Genomic DNA, 20,139 nt, shown 5'->3' with positions numbered 1-20,139 from the left:
AGAATCGCTGAACAGTCTCATTGCCAACCGGCATCTATAAGCTAATTCACTTTAGCAGTTCTTACTTTTTTTGAAAAAATTTTTGGAAAAAAACGCTTCAATAAAACCGCTTTGGTTTCTTTCCCGCCGATATAAGCCTCTTCTTTTTTGCTTTTAACAGCGTCTACAATTTCTTTTGCACATTGAGCGGGCGTCATGGCGTTTTCGTGAGCATCACCCATTTTGTTTAGCGGGTTGCCATCTCCGGTAAGTGCATTATAAGTTACGTTGGTTTTAATAAAACCTGGGCATATGATGGTTATATCAATGTTTTTATCATAAACTTCCGAACGGAGCGAATCAAAATAACCATGTAAAGCATGTTTCGAAGCAGCGTAGGTAGAACGGAATTTGGTGCCGAATTTTCCTACCAAGCTACTAATAACCACAATTTGGCCACTGCCATTGGCAATCATTGATGGAAGAACTGATTTACTGAGTACAACCGTTCCCCAAAAATTGGTGTCCATAATCTGTTGTTCCGTTTGAAGATTGGTTTCGAGTGATAAACTTCTCTGACTAACGCCACCGCTATTGATCAATAGATCTATTTTGCCAAAAATGCGTATCGCGTCAGCAGCTTTACTTTCGAGGGTAGTCGTTTCGCTCAAATCGAAGGGTAGCACATGTACATTAAAAGAATTTTGGCAATTGCCCTTCACCCTAAAAAGTTCGTCGCGGTTTCTGCCTGAAATAATAAGTTTATCACCAGCCTTAAAATATTCATATACCAATGCTTCGCCAATTCCTGAAGATGCACCTGTAATCCATACAATTTTTGACATAATATTTTATATTGAATTAAAGAATGATGAACTATGGGTTTTCTGAAATATAACTAATCCATTTCCTTAATCATTCTCAATAATAAACAATTCTGAAGCAATATGATCGGCAAATAATTTTCCATTCTTGCTTAAACGGATATTATCCCCATCAATGATCAGCCAATCCTTATCCTCGAAATTTTTAAGGTTATATGTAGTTTCTTCCAAAAAATCTTTCCCGAAATCTGCATTTATCTTTTTAAGATCGGTTCCCCACATCGTTCTCAGGGAGGTCATTACATACTCGTTAAATCTGTCGTGAATACTAAGCGTTTCAACAATTTCCGGGAGTTTATTATGGGCCAAACTTTCTATAAATGAAGCATTATTTGCTGGATTCATGTATCTGTTCTGTCCATCAAAACCATGTGCCGAAGGCCCGATGCCAATATAGTTTATACCTTTCCAATAATTGGTATTGTGTACTGCATAATGGTTCGGCTTGGCGAAATTGGAAATTTCATAATGGTCAAAACCTGCCTCAACCAGTTTTTCCATTAAAATTACAAACTGTGCCGCACTTTGGTTATCGCTTACAGGTATTTGTTTCTTGTTTTTAATGGCATGAGCTAAGGCGGTTCGCGGCTCAACGGTTAAAGCATAAGCTGAAATGTGTGGAACTTCCAGCTCGATTGCTTTTGCAATGTTGTTCAGCCATTTCTGATCGGTGAGTAAGGGGTACCCGTAAATTAAATCGAGTGTTAAGTTTTCAAAGCCGGCATCCTGACTTCTTCTAATGCAATCTTCAGCCTCCCGGGCGTGGTGTGCCCTGTTCATCCAGATTAAATCTTCATCATAAAAAGATTGAATACCAACACTAAAGCGGTTAACGGGAAGCTGTTTAAGCGCTTTTAATTTCTGCGCAGTTAAATCATCGGGATTGGTTTCGATGGTAATTTCGGCAGCAGAATCAACTGAAAAAGTATGGTTAATGGCATCAAAAATCTTTTGTAAAGCATTTTGAGATAAAATAGAAGGCGTTCCCCCACCAAAATAAATGCTTCCAACCTGACCAGAAATCCGGTCTTTTTTCATTTTAATTTCTTTACAGATCGCACCCACCATTTCATCAGCATATTTTAAGGAAGTGCTAAAGTGAAAATCGCAGTAGTGACAAGCCTTTTTGCAGAAAGGAATATGGATATAGATACCAGCCATTGGCGCAAAGATAATGAAGTTAGTTTTTCTTTAATGTCATAATAACCTACTTCTGCCAGAGTTGTAAAATTATCCATTTATTTTCTTTAGGTAAACAATGATTATTCAACTACTTTTGCAACTTTAAGCTTGATTGACTACATGCCGAAATTTCTTTTCATTTTGTTCGCGTTTTTATGGTCTGCAGAATTTGTAGCAGCCCAGCAAATTCCTGTACAAACGGATAGTGCAATAGTAAATCAGTATCGGTACAGGCGGTACAGGCCGGATTCTGCAAAACTCGCCAGGCAAAAATTTTCTACGGATTCTCTCATTCATCACACTTGGGTATTGCCTGATAGTTTAATTAATAAAAACGCCCTGATAGATACCATTGAAAAGGAATATCTTTTTAAAAAACTCGATTTATGGGCATGGCATAAGAAATACCACCATTTAAAGAAAAAAGCAAACCCCTATCAACTGGGTACAAAAATTCCGAAAGGAAATGTTGGTTTATTGGGATTTATTTTTGGCATGTTAATCATTTTTGCCATTTTAAAAAATGCATTTTCGAAGCAACTTTCAGCAATTGTACAATCGTTTTTTAGCAACAGGATTTTAAACAATATTAACAAAGAAGACAATCTTTTTAGCTCGTGGCCATTTTTGTTGCTTTTTGTACAGTTTGGGTTTGTTTTCGGGATGTTTTTTTTCCTTGTGGCACAATGGAATGATATGTACCAGGCAAAGGATGGATTTAAGTTTTTTTTCAGCATCTCCATTACAATTATTGTTTTTTATGCGCTGAAACTTATCCTTTTGCGTTTTTTAGGTTACCTCTTCAATGTTCAGAAACCGGTGGGTGAATATATTTCCATATTGTACCTCAGTTACTTCAATGCTTCGCTATTATTTATCCCTTTGGTAGTCGCTTTTGCCCTGTCGCCGCTTAAATATGGGGCCGTGTATATCGTGTTGGCGTTCTTGTTGTTAGGCATAATTTTTGCTTTCCAACTACTGAGAGCGGGTATAACTATACTTTCTAATAATAAGTTTTCTAAAATGCATTTATTTTTGTATTTTTGCGCCCTCGAAATATGTCCTATCCTAATACTAATAAAAACGATAGGGCTGTAGCAGGAAAAAGGAAAATGCAAGAAAAGAACGACTCTAGAATCCGCAAAGTAAAAAGTATTTTGGTTACTTTACCAAAACCTGAAACAGAAAAATCTCCTTACTACGATTTGGCCAAAAAACACAACTTAAAAGTTGATTTCAGGTCTTTTATTCACGTTGAAGGTGTGCCAGCAAGAGACTTTAGGAAAGATAAAATCAATTTAGCCGATTTTACTGCGGTTATTTTCACCAGTCGCAATGCAGCAGATCATTTTTTTAGAATCTGCGAAGAAATGCGTTATGACGTACCTGCAGAGCTAAAATATTTCTGTCTTTCCGAAACCATCGCATTATACCTGCAAAAATACATTCAATACAGAAAGCGTAAAATCTTTTTCGGAAAACAAACTGCAGCAGATTTAGCTGAAGTGTTAAAAAAACATGCGAACGAGAAATTTTTATATCCTTGTTCGGATATGGCTACGGAAGATACCATGAAATTTCTTGAAAAGAGCGGATATAATTTTACTCCTGCTGTTTTATTTAAAACAGTTGTGAGCGATTTATCTGATCTTGCTGAAGTTTTTTATGATGTTATTGCTTTTTTCAGCCCGTCAAGTATCCAGTCTTTGTTTAAAAATTTCCCTGATTTTAAACAAAACAACACGCGTATTGCAGCTTTTGGAACGAATACAAGTAAGGCTTGTACGGATATGGATCTTATTGTAGATATCGCCGCACCAACCCCAGGTGTGCCATCAATGACGATGGCTATTGAGAATTACATCAAAATATCTAATAAATAATACATTCTATAAATTATTTTTAGTCATTATAATAAATGCGTAACTTCGCTGTAAATAAGAGAGTTACGCATATTATTAACAAAATTAGAGGTGGTTAAAATTTAGTTAACAAAATTTTAATTGCCTTTTAGTGATGATTTCATGTAAAATATTTGCTTTTGTTGATAATTGTAGTGATTTTTGATAAAATTGCTCCTAATCGTGCTTTGCACACCGTAAAAAATATGAAGAAAATCTACTTTCTAGCTATTGTAGGTATAACTGTGATGCTAGCAAGCTGTGGCCATGGCGGTCAGGGTGAGCTAGTGGGTGCTTATAACCGAAAATTTAAAAACGATAGAATCCCACTAGGAATGGTTTATATACCGCCTGGGCATACTCCACTGGGAGGTTCTGATGAAGATATTACCTTTTCTCAGAACGGGCCAAGTAGAATGACTACTATCAGTGCATTTTTCATGGATCAGACTGAGATCTCAAACGCTGAATATCGCCAGTTTACCAATTGGGTACGCGATTCGATTGCTATTGTAATGATGGGCAATCCTCAGCAGTTTATGATTACCCCACGAGGTAATGCTGCCGCTGCAGTTGGTGGAGAAAAATACATCGATTGGAAAAGAGTTGGACCAAATGGCTCAAATATTTGGCGCAACAGGGGTAGAGGTACTGCTGCTGCTCAGGCTAGTCAGCTTGATGGGATGTATTACTCAGGTTTAGATGCTCTTCCAGGCAAAAAAGAACTGGATGTTCGCAAGTTTGAATATTCTTACGCCGAACTCAATATGGAAAAGGCAGCAATTGGCCATAAGAATCCAAATGCTAAGCGTCAGGATTATATCGACCGTTATAATGTTGCTATTTATCCGGATACAATGGTTTGGAAAACGGATTATTCTTATTCACAAAACGATCCAATGGTTCGTGGTTATTACAATCACCCTTCTTATGATGATTATCCTGTAGTTGGCGTAAGCTGGGAGCAGGCAAAAGCATTCTCTCACTGGAGAACAAGATTGTATGATGGTGTTGCCACAGCCAGAAAACTTCCGGTTGGATCAAGATCAGATTACAGATTGCCTGCTGAAACAGAATTTGAATATGCTTCAAGAGGTGGCAATACCAAAACTAAATACCCATGGGGTGGCCCTTACATTAGAAATACCAAAGGCTGTTTGCAGGCCAATTTTAAACCAGGCCGTGGTGATTATTCGAGCGATGGTGGTATTTATACTGTAGGTGTAAGATCTTATTTCCCTAACGATTACGGTTTGTACAATATGGCTGGTAATGTTTCTGAATGGACATTAACCGCATATAATAAAGGTGCCAGCCCATTGTTACATGATCTGAATCCTAACTTTACTTATGACGCGGGCGCTAATGATAGCAAATATAAAAAGCGTAAGGTAGTTAAAGGTGGATCTTGGAAAGATACTGGCTATTTCTTACAAAATGCAGTAGCTACTTACGAATATCAAGATACACAAAGATCATATATTGGTTTCAGATGTGTTTCATCTTACCCTGGTACCGACTTAAGAAATTAAACCAAAATAAACTAAAACTAAAGAAAAACATCAAAATTTTATGGCAGCAAAGAAACAACCAGGCTGGTTACACGTAGCGATTTCATGGGGAGCAAGTATTGTAATTATCGGAGCGTTATTTAAAATTCTACACATTGGTGGAATTGTGGGTAACTACATGATTGGGCTTGGTCTAGGAGTGGAAGCATTTTTATTCTTTTTAACCGGATTTTTTCCACCAGAACCAGAACCAGCATGGGAAAGGGTTTACCCAGAATTAAATGCAGATTTTAAAGGTGAGTTACCAACAGCATCAGCAAGACCGGTTGCAGCAGTAGGATCTTCGAACACAGCAGCTTTAGACAAAATGTTATCTGACGCTAAAATCGGACCAGAGCTGATTGAAAGCCTGGGTACAGGTTTGCGTACTTTTGGTGATAAAGTGGCAACAATTTCTAACGTTGCTGATGCTTCTACGGCTACTAACGAATTTACTGGAAAAGTTAAAACGGCATCAGCTGGTTTCGACAATTTAAGTGCATCTTTTGAAAAGGCAACAGCTAATTTAAAAGCAATGGGCGAGAGCAACGTAGATTCTCAGGCATACCATGACCAGGTTAACAATTTGGCTAAAAATTTATCTGCTTTAAATGCTGTATATGAATTAGAATTACAGGATTCGAGTGCGCATTTAAAATCGATGAATAAATTTTATTCAAACCTATCTTTAACCATGCAGAACTTTAACGAATCGATGGAAGATTCGAAACAGTTTAAAGAAGAGGTGAACAAATTGGCTAAAAACCTATCATCGCTTAATGCAATTTATGGCAATATGCTATCGGCTATGAACAGCCCACGTGTATAATTTGTTTAGTTTTTAATTTAAAGGAAAAGCTACATCAAACATGGCAGGCGGAAAAGAAACAACGAGGCAGCGGATGATCAATATCATGTATTTGGTATTGTTGGCGATGTTGGCCTTAAACGTATCAGATACCATTTTAGATGCATTCAAAAATATCAACGATAGTTTGGATACCTCTAAAAACAATGTAAATACAAGTATTAATCAATTATTTTCTGCCTTCGAAAACTCAAAGTTAAAAGAAGAGCCAGCACGCGCCCAGCCTATTTACGATAGGGCTAAACAAGCGCAAAAGGCAGCTGATGATTTAAATAACTATATTGAAAGCATTAAAAAAGAGTTTACTCAGGCTGGTGACGGAATCGATCCGGAAACTGAAGACTTAGTAAACAGATCAAATCAGGATATTGCTCAAAATATCATGATCAATCAAAAGAAGGCAGATGAGTTAAAGAAAAGAATTAATGCAACCCGCGAAAAGCTAATCTCTTTATTGGATAAGGAAGATAGAGCAAGTGTTGCATTCTCTCTTGAAGCCAAAGATCCTGCAAGAAAAAGAAAAGGCAACTGGCAAGAAACTTACTTCGGTGAGGGTACGCCATTAACTGCTGCAATGACTATTTTAACTAAACTGCAAACAGATACTAAGAATGCTGAAGCAGAAGTTGTTAAAAAATTGTTCGGAAATATGGATAAGGCACAGGTTAATCTTGATCAGTTTGCAGCAGTTGCAGTAGCACCTACTTCTTATGTGATTCAAGGGCAGCCTTATACCGCGGAAGTATTTTTAACAGCCAGCGATTCCAGATCAACACCTGATATTACAGTTAATGGGAATAAATTGTCTATTAAAGACGGTAAAGGAACATACACTGGCGGTACAGGTAGCGTTGGACAGTTTACCTGGGTGGGTACTGTACGCGTTCGTCAAACTGATGGGCAGGTAAAGGAATACAAAACCCAGCCTCAAACTTATCAGGTAGCGAAACCTTCAGCATCTGTTTCTTCAACGAAACTGAATGTAATTTATGCAGGTATTCCGAATCCATTTACAGTATCGGCGGCAGGTTTCCCACTAGAAAGCGTTCGTGCTTCCATTTCAGGAGGTTCAATGTCTGGTGCTAACGGAAACTATAACGTTAACGTTCCGGGCAGCCTGGTTGGTCAGGAAGTATCCATTAATGTATCCGCAAATAACGCTGGTAAAACGGTTAGCTTGGGCTCACAAAAATTCAGGGTTAAAGGAATTCCAACTCCTGTAGCTAAGGTTGGTGGCCGCGCTGGAGGGGATGTAGCTTCGGTACAATTAAAAAGCGAAACTGAAATTGAGGCAGATCTGGATGATTTCCCTTTTGATGTTAAATTTAAAATACAACGTTATAAGTTAACAATTATCAAACCTCGTTCTGATGCTGTTACCATTCCTGGTAGTGGTGGCAGTTTTGCAGGTGCGGTTAAGGGAGCCATAAACTCGATTACGCCTGGTACAAGGGTGTTTTTTGAAGATATCGTTTCTATTGGGCCAGATGGCCGCCAGAAAATTTTGCCTTCATTAGCGTTTAGCGTAAAATAAAAAGAAGATGAAAAGGATTCTAAGTATTGCTATTTTAGTTTTGTTAACCACATTTGCTTTTGCACAGAGAAAGCCTACCAGGTTAGCACCAAAAAAAGCTGCGCCGGTAGCTGCTGCACCCGCAGTAGATACTGTGAAAGCTCCTGTTAAAACGGCTAAAAAGAAGCTTAAGGTACCACCGAAAGATGGCTTTTATGCCCGTAAGGATATTGACAGTACTGAAATGGTTCCTTTGGCAGATGTTAGGGAAGAGGATGTTTTTTATGCAAAACGGATCTGGAGGGAAATTGATTTACGTGATACTGTTAATTCGGCCTTAAAATCACCGAAATCTAGATTGATTGATGTGTTAATTTCAGCCATTAAAAAGGACGAACTCACCGCATATTCACCAATTGATAGTGCGTTAAACGAGGATGATGCTTTTCTTAATCCAATGTCTGCAGATTCTGCAGCAAAGTCGGCTTTAGGAACAGCAGAGGTTTCGAACAATAAAACCGGAACGGTAACTACAGTAGTAAATGACTTCAATCCAGAATTGTTCTTAAAATTCAGAATTAAAGAAGATTGGATTTTTGATACCAAACGTTCTATTTTCGAGCCTCGTATTGTAGGTATCGCACCATTAAAATACAATGAGGTTTCTAAACAATGGCAGCCTGTATTTTGGGTGTATTATCCGGAAGCAAGAGAAATTTTAACTAAAAAGCGTTTAATTAATACTAATAATGACGCTTCATCATTAAGTTTTGATGATTTCTTTATCCGCCGTTTATTTAGCAGCTATATTGTTAAAGAATCAAATCCTGGCGACAATAAAATCAGAGATATTATCACTAACCCGAGAGAAAGATTGTACGAATCAGAAAGGATCAAAAAATCTGTTCTTGATTACGAACAAGGTCTGTGGGAATACTAATCTAATTAAAAAGGCTTCGATTAAATCGGAGCCTTTTTTTATATCCCGTTTTAACCGTATTGGAAAATCTTTCTAAAATATGATGAGCGGATGAAGTTTATTAAAGAAATTATTCCTGATTGAAATAAGCTTTAAGGGTGAGCATCTGCTTTTTATTCAATACCTCAGCCAATTCTTTCTCTGTAGCTTCTTTAATCTTTTTAACAGATTTGAACTGCGTTAACAGCTTATCAGCTGTGGTTTTACCGATGCCTTCAATCTGTTCGAGTTCGGTTTTAAGTGTTCCCTGGTCGCGTTTCTTACGGTGAAATGTAATTCCGAAGCGGTGGGCTTCATCACGCAGCTGCTGGATTATCTTTAAGGTTTCTGATTTTTTATCCAAATAAAGTGGATAAGAATCGCCTGGATAAAATAATTCTTCCAAACGTTTTGCAATGCCTATTACTGTTACTTTGTTTTCTATGCCCAATAATTTTAAACTCTTCATTGCTGACGAAAGCTGTCCTTTACCGCCATCAATAATGATGAGTTGAGGTAATGTCTGGTTTTCGTCTAACATTCTCCTATAACGGCGGAAAACGGCTTCTTCCATGGTCGCAAAATCATTCGGACCTTCAACTGTTTTCACGTTAAAATGGCGATAATCTTTTTTTGATGGTTTGGCATCCTTAAAAACTACTATTGCAGAAACCGGGTATTTTCCCTGGAAATTGGAGTTATCAAAACATTCAATGTGTTTTGGAAGCTGTGTTAAACGCAAATCTTTTTGCATGGTTGCTAAAATCCGATCCGTGCGTAGGTCTGGATTCAGTTTTTCATACTGATTTAACTTCTCTTTTTTAAAGAACAAAACATTCTTTTGCGAAAGTTCTAAAAGCTTTTTCTTTTCCCCCAGTTTAGGAACCGTAAATTTTAAACTTTCATCTTCTAAAGAAGGTTCAAAAGGAACAATAATTTCTTTTGAGGTACTACTGAACTTCGTTCTGAATTCGAGCATCGCCAGGGTTAAAATCTCATCGTCGCTTTCATCGAGTTGTTTTTTAACTTCTATGGTTTGCGTTTGGATGATTGTACCATTCATCACCTTTAGGTAGTTTACAAAAGCGTAGCGTTCATCAGAAGCAATGCTCACCACATCAACATTGGTAATGGCACTGTTTACAACAGTCGATTTACTTTGATATTTTTCCAAAACCTGTAATCGGCGGGCATATTGATGCGCCATTTCAAAGTTCAAGTCTTCCGAAGCGGATTTAATAATGCCTTTTACATCGCGGATTACATTACCAATTTTGCCATTTAAGATTTCTTTAATCTCAGCAATATTTTTGTCGTAGTCGGTTTCCGTCTGATAATTTTGGCAAGGCCCTTTACAGTTGCCGATCTGGTATTCTAAACAAACTTTAAATTTTCCTTCGTCTATATTTTTCTCCGTTAGGGGCAAACTGCAGGTACGCAGTGGATAAGTTTCTTTAATAAGATCTAAAATGGTATGCATCATGCCTATTGAGCCGTAGGGGCCAAAATAGGTAGAACCATCTTTAATTACCTTCCTTGTCCAGTAAATTCGTGGAAAATTCTCATTTTTAACAATAATCCATGGATAGGTTTTATCGTCTTTTAAGTTGATGTTGAACTTGGGCTGATGCTTTTTAATCAAGCTGTTTTCCAGCAGCCAAGCATCTATTTCGGTATCAACTATAGTAAAGGTAATTTTTCTGATTCTGGATACCAGTACCCTTGTTTTGCCATTAAACTGATTCCGGTCGGTATTGAAATAAGACCCAACGCGGTTGCGCAAATCTTTCGCCTTGCCAATGTACATCAGCTTTCCATCCGCATCCCAATACTGGTATACGCCGGGTTTATGCGGAATTGCGGTTAATGCTGTTTTATGGTCGAAACTGCTCATGAAAAATTAAAGGAGCAAAAATATGGTATTTTTAATAAAGAATAATATTAGGCATGAAATCGAAATCTTTTTTATTGTAAGTAAACAACATAATACTATTTACAATTGCTGTCGCTCCGATAATGGCATCAGGAATTTGAAGATTATGACTCAGTTTAAAGCTTTCTATAAGTTCTATTGATTTTTGAGATACCTGATTGTCAAAATGAAAAATATCGTAATATTTAATTTTTTTCTTCATTTGTGCCAGTTCGCTTTTATTTCCCATTCCTTGCAGGAGTTCTATGGTTGTAATAGACGATAGAACAATGTTTTCGAAACCAATTTCTTCTAATGATTCTATGGTAGCAATGTTTCCATTAAAGGCATGTATAAGAATATTGGTATCGCATAAAATCATAAACTATGTTTTACGATTCCATGCTTTAGTACGTATATCCTCTATGTTTTTTGGCGTTTCTTTCCAGATTCCAAAAAGCTCTTTTGGATTAATAGACTTATTGCCCTTGCGTAGATTAGGCTTTGCTTCTTGAGAAGAAATAATTTTTATATTTTCTAATTTCATAGTTTGGAAAAAAGAAAGGAGTTTTTCCATCTCATCAAAATCTGATATTTCTAACGTAACTCTCATATATTTCAATTTTCTACTACAAATTTAATATTTATCTCCTATAATTTGGCCTAAAATTTTAGGCTATATTACAGTATTTAGAAACCTAACTTCTCATCCAGTTCGCTAGTACCTTCTTCTTGCTGTTGGTATTGATTACAATCGAAGGTAATGGAAACACCAGATTTGGGTGCTTCAAAATCTGCATGACTGATTTTTAAGGAAGGATTTGCATAAACTTTTTTTATAAAACCTGCAAAAATTGGTAGTGCCGTATTCGCTCCCTCTCCTTGGCTGGTGCTAATGAAGTGAAAGGCCCTGTCTTCGCAACCTGTCCAAATACCGGTAACCAATTGAGGAGTAATGGCCATAAACCATCCATCAGAGTTATTTTGTGTAGTACCTGTTTTAGCCCCGATTGGTGCATTAACCTTGTATTTATAATTTAATCTCGATCCGGTTCCATTGGTTACCACACCTTTAAGCATTCTCGTCATTACATAAGCTACTTCTTCGCTCATAATAGGTTTTGGTATTTCCTTCTGAGAAAACAGAACTACGCCGTTTTTATCCTCTATTCTTAACAGATAAATCGGTTTGGTATAAGTTCCTTTATTTGCAAATGCACCATACGCACCCACCATATTAAAAATAGAAGAATCGAAAGTACCTAAACAGATGGAAGGAAATGCGGGTACATTTGGTATCCCCATTTTGGTGGCCAAAGTAGATACAGCAACAGGTCCAACCTGTTTCATTAAATATGCTGTAACAAAGTTTTGTGAATAAGCGAGTGCTTTTTGTAATGTAATATTGCCTGGCAACGGTTTCCCAGAGTTTCTTGGTGTCCACGGATCTCCATAGCCTTCTATCGTTACCGGAACATTTGGAACAGTATAACAAGGTGAATAACCATTTTCGATCGCTACGGCATAAGTAAAAGGTTTTGCTGTCGAACCTACCTGCCTGGTTCCCATTTTCACCTGATCGTATTTAAAATGTTCGTAATTGATGCCGCCCACCCATGCCTTTACATGACCATTTGTAGGGTCCATCGTCATCATGGCATTACGCAATAGCATTTTATAGTACCTAACTGAGTCGATAGGTTTCATTACGGTATCAATATTCCCTTTCCAGGTAAAAATGGTCATTTCAGTTTTGGTATTGAAATCATCTTTAATTTCATCCTCAGATTTACCTTCCAATTTTAACGATTTATAACGATCTGAGCGTTTAATGCCCTGTTCTATCTGCAAGGCTTTATCTTTAAATGGATTTCTTCCTTTCCAACTGGCTATAAATTGTGCCTGTAATACCTTCATGTATTCTTTTTGGGCTTCTTCGGCATATACCTGCATGTCATAATTTAATGTGGTATAAATTTTCAAACCGTCGCGGTCTAAATCGTAAGGAGTGCCATCAGGTTTGGTAATCGATTGCTCCTGAAAAATAGTTTTGATATCATTCTTCAGTACGGAGCGGAAGTAAGGGGCAATGCCATCATTAACGGTTGCGGCATTAAAATGTAGATTTAAAGGTTTTTCCTTTTGTTCGTCAAATTCTTGTTGGGTGAGCAGTTCCGATTTAACCATTAAGGCCATTACCGTATTTCTACGGTCTCTTGAACGTTCGGGGTGGCGGGTTGGCGAATACATGGTGATTCCCTTTTGCATGCCCACAAGGGTTGCAGCCTGTGTTAAATTTAATTTATCGGGAGTGGTATTAAAGTAAACACGTGCTGCAGATTTAATGCCATAAGCCTGGTTTCCAAAATCAACCGTGTTTAAATACATGGTGATGATCTCTTCTTTAGTATAATTACGCTCTAATTTAACGGCAACAATCCACTCTTTGAATTTGGTTAATACCAATGAGAAGAAATTAAGGTTTGATTCGCGAGGGAAAAGATTTTTAGCCAACTGCTGGGTAATGGTACTTGCACCTTGTTTTTTGCCGATTAAATTGTATCCGATAATCGAAAAAGTCCGTTTAAAATCAATGCCCGAATGTTCTTTAAAACGGGTATCCTCTGTCGCAATTAATCCGTTAATAACATTTTCAGAAATATCCTTATAGGTAACATTGGACCTGTTTTGGACAAAATATGTACCTAATGGACGGCCATCTTCGGCAATAATTTCGGAAGCCTGATTGCTTTTTGGGTGTTCGATATCCCTGAAAGAAGGTAATGCGCCAAAAAGGCCCAAACCGATCATAGAAATAAAAATAGCAAATAGCGCAATTCCGCCAATTAGTATTTTCCAGATGATTAAACTATATCTTTTTGTTTCTTGTGCAGAAAGAGACTTATTCATTTTGTTGTGTTATTTTCCATTAATCTCCAGAATAGGAGATTTTGGATGCAAATTTATTAATTTTTTATAGAATAGCTTTTTAGGCAAATGTTCAGTATCCTATAATTACTTGTAAGCGTCCTTTAAAAACTCCAGATACTCGTTAATCCGGGAGCGGTCTGTTAGCTTTAAAAAGTTTTCTTTACTGATGATAAATCCTTTATATAAATTGGCCGGAACCTTCATAATGTTCTTTAATTGTCCTGTAATGCTCGATTCGTAAAGTTTAGCATCCTCCAAATCAATAAAACTGGTTATGTAAATCAGCTGATCGTTATCCAACTCTACCAATTTATGTTCCAAATCATTATCAGGGTAATTACCACGGTTAAATTGTCCTATTCCAAAACGCGATGAACTTAAGGTTAAAGTGGCATCGGCTACATCAATTACATAATAATATTCTTCTGATTTTGCCTCGCTGAAAATGCTTGCCGGCTTATTTGTATCAGTTGGTTTAACCTCAACAGGTTTAGCGACTGTAACTGGTTCGGCAGTTTTCACTATGGCATTATCCGTTACCAATGGTTTTACCGGAACGGCAATCGGTGTGGCCTGACTAACAAAACGTGGTGCGTTTGCATCAAAATCAACAAGCGCAAGTGGCCTTTGTTTAAATTCATCGAGGTTTGCCTCAATGTATTTTAAATGATCGCGAACTAAAGGTGTAATAATCTTATCGTTGGGATAAAGCGTGGTAATCAGGTTAAATTCTGTAAGTAAGGCATCTACTTTGGATGTACGCCCAACGGCAATAGCCTTTAAATAAGCGTATTGAGGAGCTAAATCATTGTTAGGGAATGCAGCAATATTATCATCGGCCTGTTTTACCACGTTTGGATAATCTTTTTTGGCATAGGCATCAAAAGCTACGTTGTAATTATTAATGGCAATATTCTCCATTTCGGTTTGTTTGGCCGAATAGGATGGATCAAGGATGTTTTTTGCAAAATTAGATTCGGGGAATTTTGTAAGCACCAATTGTTTATACTGATCTGATTTTACTTCATCAATACCTTTATAGTTTAAATGCAAACTATAGTAAATGGCAACAAGATGATTATTTTCAGGATACCTTTTTATCAGTTCCAGGTAGATTTTATTTGCTTCCGGTTTATCATTTAGTTCCTGTTGGTAAAAACTGGCGATTTCAAAATATGCATCTATAATTTTTTGATCAGATGTGGCCAGTAGGGCAGGGGTTGTTGGAAGACCATCCAAAAACTGTTTTTCTATGGAGGTTTGATCTGCAGCAGCCTGATTTAGCTCACCATTTGCCGGCGTTATTCCAGTGGCTACATTACCACCAGCTAAAACCTGGTTGGTTTCCTGTGCCGAAGATCTGTTGCTCTGCCGCCAGTTGTCTTCCAGTTGCCTGTTGCCCCAACGCTTTTTAAAATCACCAAAACCGTTACTTATTGCAGCATTATTATTAAAGTAAAAAGTATTTCCGGTAGTATTGTTTGACGCATTTAGCGTTTGATTGGGGAAATTGGGATCATTTAGATATTGGTTGCTGATTACTCCACCAGTATTGCTTACTTCAACTTTTGGGGTTAAATATGCCTTAACCTTAGCCTCTCTTTCGTTTGCCGGTAGTTTAGCAATGGCCTGGGCTGTATCTTCCTTTGCAATGATAGTGTACCTGTCGGTTAAATATTTAAGATTATCGGCTTTTTTAACAATATTTTCATAATCAGGGAAGTTTTTGGGCAAAATCATTACTGTACTGTCGTAATAAAGCTTCGCTTTGATATAATTGTTAAATTCCTTAAAGTTTAAATCAGCGATTCTTAAATAAGATAATGCTTTTTGGTTTTGATTCCTCGTACTTTTTAAAACTGATTTATGGTAATTTTCTTCGGCCTTTACAAAATTGCCTTCAGCAGAAAATAATTCTCCCACCTGGTAATAAATCTGATCCGTATAGTCGATGTTTTTATCATCTTTTAACAAAGCAAGCAATTGCTCTTCCTTATTTAATTTTACGCCGCTTAACAATGCCTTAAGTTTAATCCTGTTCAGATTGGCATGGAAATACATTTCGAAAGGGGTATTGCTTTTCTCAACCTTGGTAAAATTTGCATAAGCATCCTGAAGGTTTTTCTCTTTTTCCTGCAATTGTGCAAGAATAAAACGCCAGCGAATCCTTAATTGCTTATCTGCCGGAAGTGCTATTGCAGATTCAAGAAAAAGAATCGCCTCTTTATTTCTTTTTTGATAAATGCGCATCTGAGCAGCAGTTGCCAATGGCTCAGCCAGGTCTTTTTTCAATTCATCTGAGGCACGCAGCATGGTATCAAGAATTTTATCAGCCAGAACCATGTTGTTTAACTGCATTTGGCTGCGCGCTTTCCAGTTCATGGCCATGATGAAAGTTTTTAAATCGCTGCTGTATGTTTTTGCTGTATAGTCGAAATATTCTGATGCGATAAAATAATTCCCTTTTAGGTAGTTTGCCTTACCCAAAAGCATGTAGGCATCATCAATATAGTTGCTAAAACTTTTATCGTTTATTATGGTTTGCCCTTTGGTAATTACTTCATCCAGTTGTTTATTGGCTACTCCTGGTGTTAGTACAAGGTTAATCTGCGGCTCAGGATCAAGATAAACAGGTAATGTTTTTTCATAATTATCTGCATAACTTTGTAATAAACTTTCGTTATACTCAGTAAGCAATACATTGGAATTATAGATATAATTATACCTTGCCGTTAAGTTTTGAAACCTGCGGTCTACAGCAGTATCTTTATTTGCGACGCAACCATAAATCAGGAGGACACTTAAAAAGATGAAGAAGAAATTTAAGTTTTTGCTAGCGTAATTTTTCAAGTATGATCAATCTCTTAGGTGGATATACAATAAACAATTTATATAGAAAAATATTTTATTTGGCACCAAATTTTAATTATTCAAAGTTAATTTAATTATTGCATTAAAAAATGGAAAATCCTAAAGAAGAAGATACAAAGAAAAAGGTGAGTGCAGCGGCAAAATATTCTGCTATTGGCTTCCAAATGTTCGCCACAATTGGCCTGCTTACTTTTATTGGTTATAAAATTGATGAACACAGAAACAGTAAAACCAATTTAATTACAGCCGCATTTGCTTTAGCAGGCGTGGGGATTGCCTTGTATCAGGCCATTAGGCAGGTTACTAAAGATTAGTTTTTAGTTCTCAATCTTCAGTTTGTAGTTGGCAATCTTCAGTTTGCGATCAGCAACCTGCCTAAATTTTGAAGTTGGAACTTGTGTTTCGGTTAATGAATTCACATGGTTAACCACTAAGCTCATTCATACAATTAACCACTCAAAACAATATTTTCTTTCATACTAGTTACTTGATCCTAAAAACCTTATCTTTGCAAAAGTTTTTATCTGCTAAGAATTTATACATTGACTCTAGCCAAATTTACAAGTATCTATTTCATTTTTGTAGGCCTATTAATAGGCATTGTTGCTGTTTTACCTTTATTATTTCCCGATCAACCACTTTTAGTTAACAATTTTTGGGTGATGTTTGGCTTTTTAGCCGGGATTACTTACATCGCATACTTGTTGGTTGATGTTGGTGTAAAACGCGACCCTGAAGTAGGTGTAATGGCTATTATGGGATCAATTGCAGTGAAGATGATTTTTTGTATGGCTTTTGTATTGATTTACAGTATAAAAGCAAAGGGAATTGGGCTTGTATTTCTGCTTAATTTTTTTTCTTTATATTTATTGTTTACGGCCTTTGAAATTTACTGTTTGTTACGTAACTTGCGCCACCAAAATTTAAAGTAAAAAACTGCCAATAAATGGATTGTAACCGAGTTTTTGTGTCTAAAGTTAAAAGGCTAACTATTGTTTTTACGCTTTTAATCGCGTTTTTATCTATCAAAATTGATACTTTCGCTCAGGTTGATAGCGCTGTTGTTCCTGTTGATAGTGTTGTAGCTGAATCTGCGCAAGCAGCTGCAGGCGAACATGGTGCTGCTGGTCATGAAGAAAAGAAATTCGAGCCTACAGAGGTAATCATGGAACACATTGCCGATTCTCATATTTGGCACTTTTGGGGCGATACTTCGATGCCTCTTCCTGTAATTTTGTATACTCCGAGTGGTTTAGAAGTTTTTTCTTCAGCTAACTTTCATCATGGAGAGCATGATTATAACGGTAAATATAACAACTATCGTTTAGAAGAGGATCACATCAAAGTAGTTGGAGCTGATGGTAAAATTGATGAGGAAGCAAGTAAATCTGTTTTAGATTTCTCTATTACAAAAAACGTTGCTGCAATGTTTGTAGCTATTTTCCTGATTCTGATTGTATTTATATCTGTAGCTGGAGCTTATAAAAAACGTATTGGTAAAGCACCTAAAGGTTTGCAATCTTTCATTGAGCCAGTTATTGTTTTCGTAAGGGATGATATTGCTAAGCCAAATATTGGTCATAAATACGCTAAGTTTATGCCTTACTTGTTAACGATATTTTTCTTTATTTTATTTAACAACTTGTTGGGCTTAGTTCCAATTTTTCCTGGAGGTGCTAACGTTACCGGTAACATTGCACTTACATTTGTGATGGCTTTAGGTACTTTGCTTATTGTAAACTTAAATGGAAATAAATATTACTGGAAGCACATTTTTTTACCAGATGTTCCATTTTGGTTGTGGCCATTAATGGTTGTAGTAGAGGTTGTTGGTATTATCTCTAAGCCTTTCGCTCTAATGGTTCGTTTGTTTGCAAACATTACTGCGGGTCACATTATTGTATTAAGTTTAATATCCTTAATCTTTATTTTCGAAACATTAGCGATTGCTCCGGTTTCAGTAGCATTCGTAATTTTTATGGATATATTAGAACTGCTTGTAGCATTTTTACAGGCCTTTATTTTTACATTATTAACTGCCTTATTTATTGGAATGGCAGTTGAAGAACATCATTAATAGAAAACTATTTTTTACAATTAATATAAATTAAATTAGTTATGGTAGGTTCAATCGCGGCAATTGGTGCCGGTTTAGCAGTAATCGGTGCAGGTATCGGTATCGGTCAAGTAGGTGGTAAAGCAATGGAAGGTATTGCTCGTCAACCAGAAGCTGCATCAAAAATTCAGACTGCAATGATTATCGCAGCTGCCCTTATTGAGGGTGTTGCTTTATTCGGTGTGGTAGTTGCATTATTAGGTAACAGCCTTAAATAATTCAAACTGAAAAATTTAGGCAGGGTATTTAACGATTGGTTATTTACCCCGCCTTATTAATAAGATTAAGATTTAAAAAATTAGATAAGATGGATTTAGTAACCCCAAGCATAGGATTAGTTTTTTGGACTGGAATATCGTTTCTGTGTTTATTGATATTACTTAGAAAATTTGCCTGGAAACCTATTTTAGGTGCTATTCACGAACGTGAGCAAAGCATTGATGAGGCCCTTAACAAAGCTGAATTGGCTAAACAAGAAATGGCCCGTTTAACCAGCCAAAATCAAGATTTAATGCAACAGGCACGTGCTGAACGTGATGAGATTTTAAAGGAAGCTAAAACCTTAAAAGATGGTATCTTAAACGAAGCTAAAAAACAAGCTCAGGTAGAAGGTACTAAATTGATTGAGAAAGCTAAAATCGAAATTGAAAACCAAAAGAAAGCAGCTTTAGCAGAAGTTAAAGACCAGGTTTCTACTTTATCATTAGAAATTGCAGAACGAGTTTTACGTACTCAGTTAGATGATAAAACCAAGCAGGAAGCTTTAGTAGCAAACTTGTTAAAAGACGTTGAATTAAACTAGAATTTGAGATACTAGATTTGAGATATTAGATATGAGAGGGGTGGTAACGCCAAAGTCTCACATCTCACATCTCCGGTCTCACACCTAAGAATATGTCAGAAATTAAAGTTGCAAGCAGATACGCCAAATCATTAATAGACTTAGCCGTTGAAAACAACGCTTTAGAAGCTTCTTATAGTGATATGGTTTTGTTTGAGAAAGTGGTTGATGAAACCCCTGAACTAGAAGCGATATTAAAAAACCCGATTGTACCTTTAGATAAGAAAACTGGTATTTTAGACGGTATTTTTGCTGATAAAGTAAGTAAACTAACCATCTCGTTTTTTAAGATTGTAGTAAGCAAAGGCCGTTCGGCAATTTTATTTGCTACTGCTAAACAGTTCGTACAGCAATATAATTTAATTAAAGGTATTGTTACTGCTGATGTAACTACAGCAAGTGCGTTAAGCCCTGTAGCTAAAGAGCAGATTGTAGAAATTGTAAAAAGAGAATTAAATGCCAATAAGGTAATTATTAATGAAAAAATTAACGAAAAACTGATTGGTGGATTTATATTAAAAGTTGGTGATAAGCAATTTGATGCCAGTATTGCCAGCGGTTTAAGTAAATTAAAAAAGGAATTTGCGCAATAAGCGCCAGGCGGGAAGCGTATAGCGGAAAACGCCATGCGCT

The 20,139-nt window shown here is 36.7% G+C and carries 19 protein-coding genes; 12 read left to right on the top strand and 7 right to left on the bottom strand.

Annotated elements, in window-relative coordinates:
- Positions 1–41 precede the first annotated feature (41 nt).
- Positions 42–824 (bottom strand): SDR family oxidoreductase, encoded by a 783-nt coding sequence (locus tag ACZZZW_RS24865; RefSeq protein ID WP_463497471.1) that lies wholly within the window; start codon positions 822–824, stop codon positions 42–44.
- Between the two features lie 66 nt (positions 825–890).
- Positions 891–2,024, bottom strand: coding sequence for a radical SAM family heme chaperone HemW (hemW, locus tag ACZZZW_RS24860; protein ID WP_055912942.1), 1,134 nt, complete (start codon positions 2,022–2,024; stop codon positions 891–893).
- A gap of 141 nt (positions 2,025–2,165) precedes the next feature.
- On the opposite strand from hemW, the gene ACZZZW_RS24855 reads away from it, so the two are divergent.
- The 6 genes from ACZZZW_RS24855 to porN all read left to right on the top strand — a co-directional run bounded on the left by ACZZZW_RS24855 (position 2,166) and on the right by porN (position 8,817).
- Positions 2,166–3,143 (top strand): DUF4271 domain-containing protein, encoded by a 978-nt coding sequence (locus ACZZZW_RS24855; protein WP_055912939.1) that lies wholly within the window; start codon positions 2,166–2,168, stop codon positions 3,141–3,143.
- Positions 3,144–3,157: 14 nt separating this feature from the next.
- Positions 3,158–3,928, top strand: a complete 771-nt coding sequence (locus ACZZZW_RS24850; protein WP_055913344.1) for a uroporphyrinogen-III synthase — start codon at positions 3,158–3,160, stop codon at positions 3,926–3,928.
- A gap of 224 nt (positions 3,929–4,152) precedes the next feature.
- Complete coding sequence (gene porK, locus ACZZZW_RS24845; protein WP_055913341.1) at positions 4,153–5,478, top strand: T9SS ring complex lipoprotein PorK/GldK; 1,326 nt, start codon at positions 4,153–4,155, stop codon at positions 5,476–5,478.
- Between the two features lie 40 nt (positions 5,479–5,518).
- A complete protein-coding gene (porL, locus tag ACZZZW_RS24840; RefSeq protein ID WP_055912936.1) occupies positions 5,519–6,325 on the top strand; it encodes a type IX secretion system motor protein PorL/GldL in 807 nt (268 codons plus the stop codon).
- 40 nt (positions 6,326–6,365) lie between these two features.
- Complete coding sequence (gene porM / locus ACZZZW_RS24835; RefSeq protein WP_055912933.1) at positions 6,366–7,898, top strand: type IX secretion system motor protein PorM/GldM; 1,533 nt, start codon at positions 6,366–6,368, stop codon at positions 7,896–7,898.
- A 7-nt stretch (positions 7,899–7,905) separates the two neighbouring features.
- Positions 7,906–8,817, top strand: coding sequence for a type IX secretion system ring subunit PorN/GldN (gene porN, locus ACZZZW_RS24830; RefSeq protein WP_463497463.1), 912 nt, complete (start codon positions 7,906–7,908; stop codon positions 8,815–8,817).
- Between the two features lie 109 nt (positions 8,818–8,926).
- Here porN and uvrC read toward each other — a convergent pair whose 3' ends face one another.
- From uvrC to porW, 5 genes are all read right to left on the bottom strand, one after another.
- On the bottom strand, positions 8,927–10,729 hold the full coding sequence (uvrC, locus tag ACZZZW_RS24825) for an excinuclease ABC subunit UvrC (protein ID WP_055912927.1): 1,803 nt from the start codon (positions 10,727–10,729) through the stop codon (positions 8,927–8,929).
- A 31-nt stretch (positions 10,730–10,760) separates the two neighbouring features.
- Positions 10,761–11,129 carry a PIN domain-containing protein gene (locus tag ACZZZW_RS24820; RefSeq protein ID WP_463497460.1) on the bottom strand — a complete coding sequence of 123 codons (369 nt, stop codon included), beginning with the start codon at positions 11,127–11,129 and terminating at the stop codon, positions 10,761–10,763.
- Positions 11,130–11,132: 3 nt separating this feature from the next.
- A complete protein-coding gene (locus ACZZZW_RS24815) occupies positions 11,133–11,360 on the bottom strand; it encodes a hypothetical protein (RefSeq protein WP_055912922.1) in 228 nt (75 codons plus the stop codon).
- Positions 11,361–11,437: 77 nt separating this feature from the next.
- On the bottom strand, positions 11,438–13,657 hold the full coding sequence (locus ACZZZW_RS24810; RefSeq protein WP_055912919.1) for a transglycosylase domain-containing protein: 2,220 nt from the start codon (positions 13,655–13,657) through the stop codon (positions 11,438–11,440).
- A gap of 105 nt (positions 13,658–13,762) precedes the next feature.
- Positions 13,763–16,528 (bottom strand): type IX secretion system periplasmic lipoprotein PorW/SprE, encoded by a 2,766-nt coding sequence (porW, locus tag ACZZZW_RS24805; protein WP_463497457.1) that lies wholly within the window; start codon positions 16,526–16,528, stop codon positions 13,763–13,765.
- Positions 16,529–16,638: 110 nt separating this feature from the next.
- On the opposite strand from porW, the gene ACZZZW_RS24800 reads away from it, so the two are divergent.
- The 6 genes from ACZZZW_RS24800 to atpH all read left to right on the top strand — a co-directional run bounded on the left by ACZZZW_RS24800 (position 16,639) and on the right by atpH (position 20,099).
- On the top strand, positions 16,639–16,863 hold the full coding sequence (locus ACZZZW_RS24800; RefSeq protein WP_055912913.1) for an AtpZ/AtpI family protein: 225 nt from the start codon (positions 16,639–16,641) through the stop codon (positions 16,861–16,863).
- A 228-nt stretch (positions 16,864–17,091) separates the two neighbouring features.
- Positions 17,092–17,481, top strand: a complete 390-nt coding sequence (locus tag ACZZZW_RS24795) for a hypothetical protein (protein WP_235526175.1) — start codon at positions 17,092–17,094, stop codon at positions 17,479–17,481.
- 14 nt (positions 17,482–17,495) lie between these two features.
- A complete protein-coding gene (atpB, locus tag ACZZZW_RS24790) occupies positions 17,496–18,626 on the top strand; it encodes a F0F1 ATP synthase subunit A (protein WP_055912910.1) in 1,131 nt (376 codons plus the stop codon).
- A 41-nt stretch (positions 18,627–18,667) separates the two neighbouring features.
- A complete protein-coding gene (atpE, locus tag ACZZZW_RS24785) occupies positions 18,668–18,883 on the top strand; it encodes an ATP synthase F0 subunit C (protein WP_055912908.1) in 216 nt (71 codons plus the stop codon).
- An 89-nt stretch (positions 18,884–18,972) separates the two neighbouring features.
- Positions 18,973–19,467: a F0F1 ATP synthase subunit B gene (locus tag ACZZZW_RS24780; RefSeq protein ID WP_055912905.1), complete on the top strand. Its 495-nt coding sequence runs from the start codon at positions 18,973–18,975 to the stop codon at positions 19,465–19,467.
- Positions 19,468–19,559: 92 nt separating this feature from the next.
- Complete coding sequence (gene atpH, locus ACZZZW_RS24775) at positions 19,560–20,099, top strand: ATP synthase F1 subunit delta (protein ID WP_055912902.1); 540 nt, start codon at positions 19,560–19,562, stop codon at positions 20,097–20,099.
- The last annotated feature ends 40 nt before the right edge of the window (positions 20,100–20,139 follow it).

It is taken from the genome of Pedobacter sp. AC379 (assembly GCF_979258145.1).
Note: the sequence above shows the minus strand (reverse complement) of the source record. Positions and strands in the feature narration are given on the sequence as shown.

What these genes read in the sequence shown, in the direction of transcription:
- porL (WP_055912936.1), top strand. Translation starts at nt 5,519, where the DNA reads ATGGCAGCAAAGAAACAACCAGGCTGGTTACACGTAGCGATTTCATGG.
- porK (WP_055913341.1), top strand. Translation starts at nt 4,153, where the DNA reads ATGAAGAAAATCTACTTTCTAGCTATTGTAGGTATAACTGTGATGCTA.
- ACZZZW_RS24810 (WP_055912919.1), bottom strand. Translation starts at nt 13,657, where the DNA reads ATGAATAAGTCTCTTTCTGCACAAGAAACAAAAAGATATAGTTTAATC.
- ACZZZW_RS24855 (WP_055912939.1), top strand. Translation starts at nt 2,166, where the DNA reads ATGCCGAAATTTCTTTTCATTTTGTTCGCGTTTTTATGGTCTGCAGAA.
- atpH (WP_055912902.1), top strand. Translation starts at nt 19,560, where the DNA reads ATGTCAGAAATTAAAGTTGCAAGCAGATACGCCAAATCATTAATAGAC.
- ACZZZW_RS24820 (WP_463497460.1), bottom strand. Translation starts at nt 11,129, where the DNA reads ATGATTTTATGCGATACCAATATTCTTATACATGCCTTTAATGGAAAC.
- atpE (WP_055912908.1), top strand. Translation starts at nt 18,668, where the DNA reads ATGGTAGGTTCAATCGCGGCAATTGGTGCCGGTTTAGCAGTAATCGGT.
- uvrC (WP_055912927.1), bottom strand. Translation starts at nt 10,729, where the DNA reads ATGAGCAGTTTCGACCATAAAACAGCATTAACCGCAATTCCGCATAAA.
- ACZZZW_RS24815 (WP_055912922.1), bottom strand. Translation starts at nt 11,360, where the DNA reads ATGAGAGTTACGTTAGAAATATCAGATTTTGATGAGATGGAAAAACTC.
- ACZZZW_RS24800 (WP_055912913.1), top strand. Translation starts at nt 16,639, where the DNA reads ATGGAAAATCCTAAAGAAGAAGATACAAAGAAAAAGGTGAGTGCAGCG.
- hemW (WP_055912942.1), bottom strand. Translation starts at nt 2,024, where the DNA reads ATGGCTGGTATCTATATCCATATTCCTTTCTGCAAAAAGGCTTGTCAC.
- ACZZZW_RS24780 (WP_055912905.1), top strand. Translation starts at nt 18,973, where the DNA reads ATGGATTTAGTAACCCCAAGCATAGGATTAGTTTTTTGGACTGGAATA.
- porN (WP_463497463.1), top strand. Translation starts at nt 7,906, where the DNA reads ATGAAAAGGATTCTAAGTATTGCTATTTTAGTTTTGTTAACCACATTT.
- atpB (WP_055912910.1), top strand. Translation starts at nt 17,496, where the DNA reads ATGGATTGTAACCGAGTTTTTGTGTCTAAAGTTAAAAGGCTAACTATT.
- porM (WP_055912933.1), top strand. Translation starts at nt 6,366, where the DNA reads ATGGCAGGCGGAAAAGAAACAACGAGGCAGCGGATGATCAATATCATG.
- ACZZZW_RS24865 (WP_463497471.1), bottom strand. Translation starts at nt 824, where the DNA reads ATGTCAAAAATTGTATGGATTACAGGTGCATCTTCAGGAATTGGCGAA.
- ACZZZW_RS24850 (WP_055913344.1), top strand. Translation starts at nt 3,158, where the DNA reads ATGCAAGAAAAGAACGACTCTAGAATCCGCAAAGTAAAAAGTATTTTG.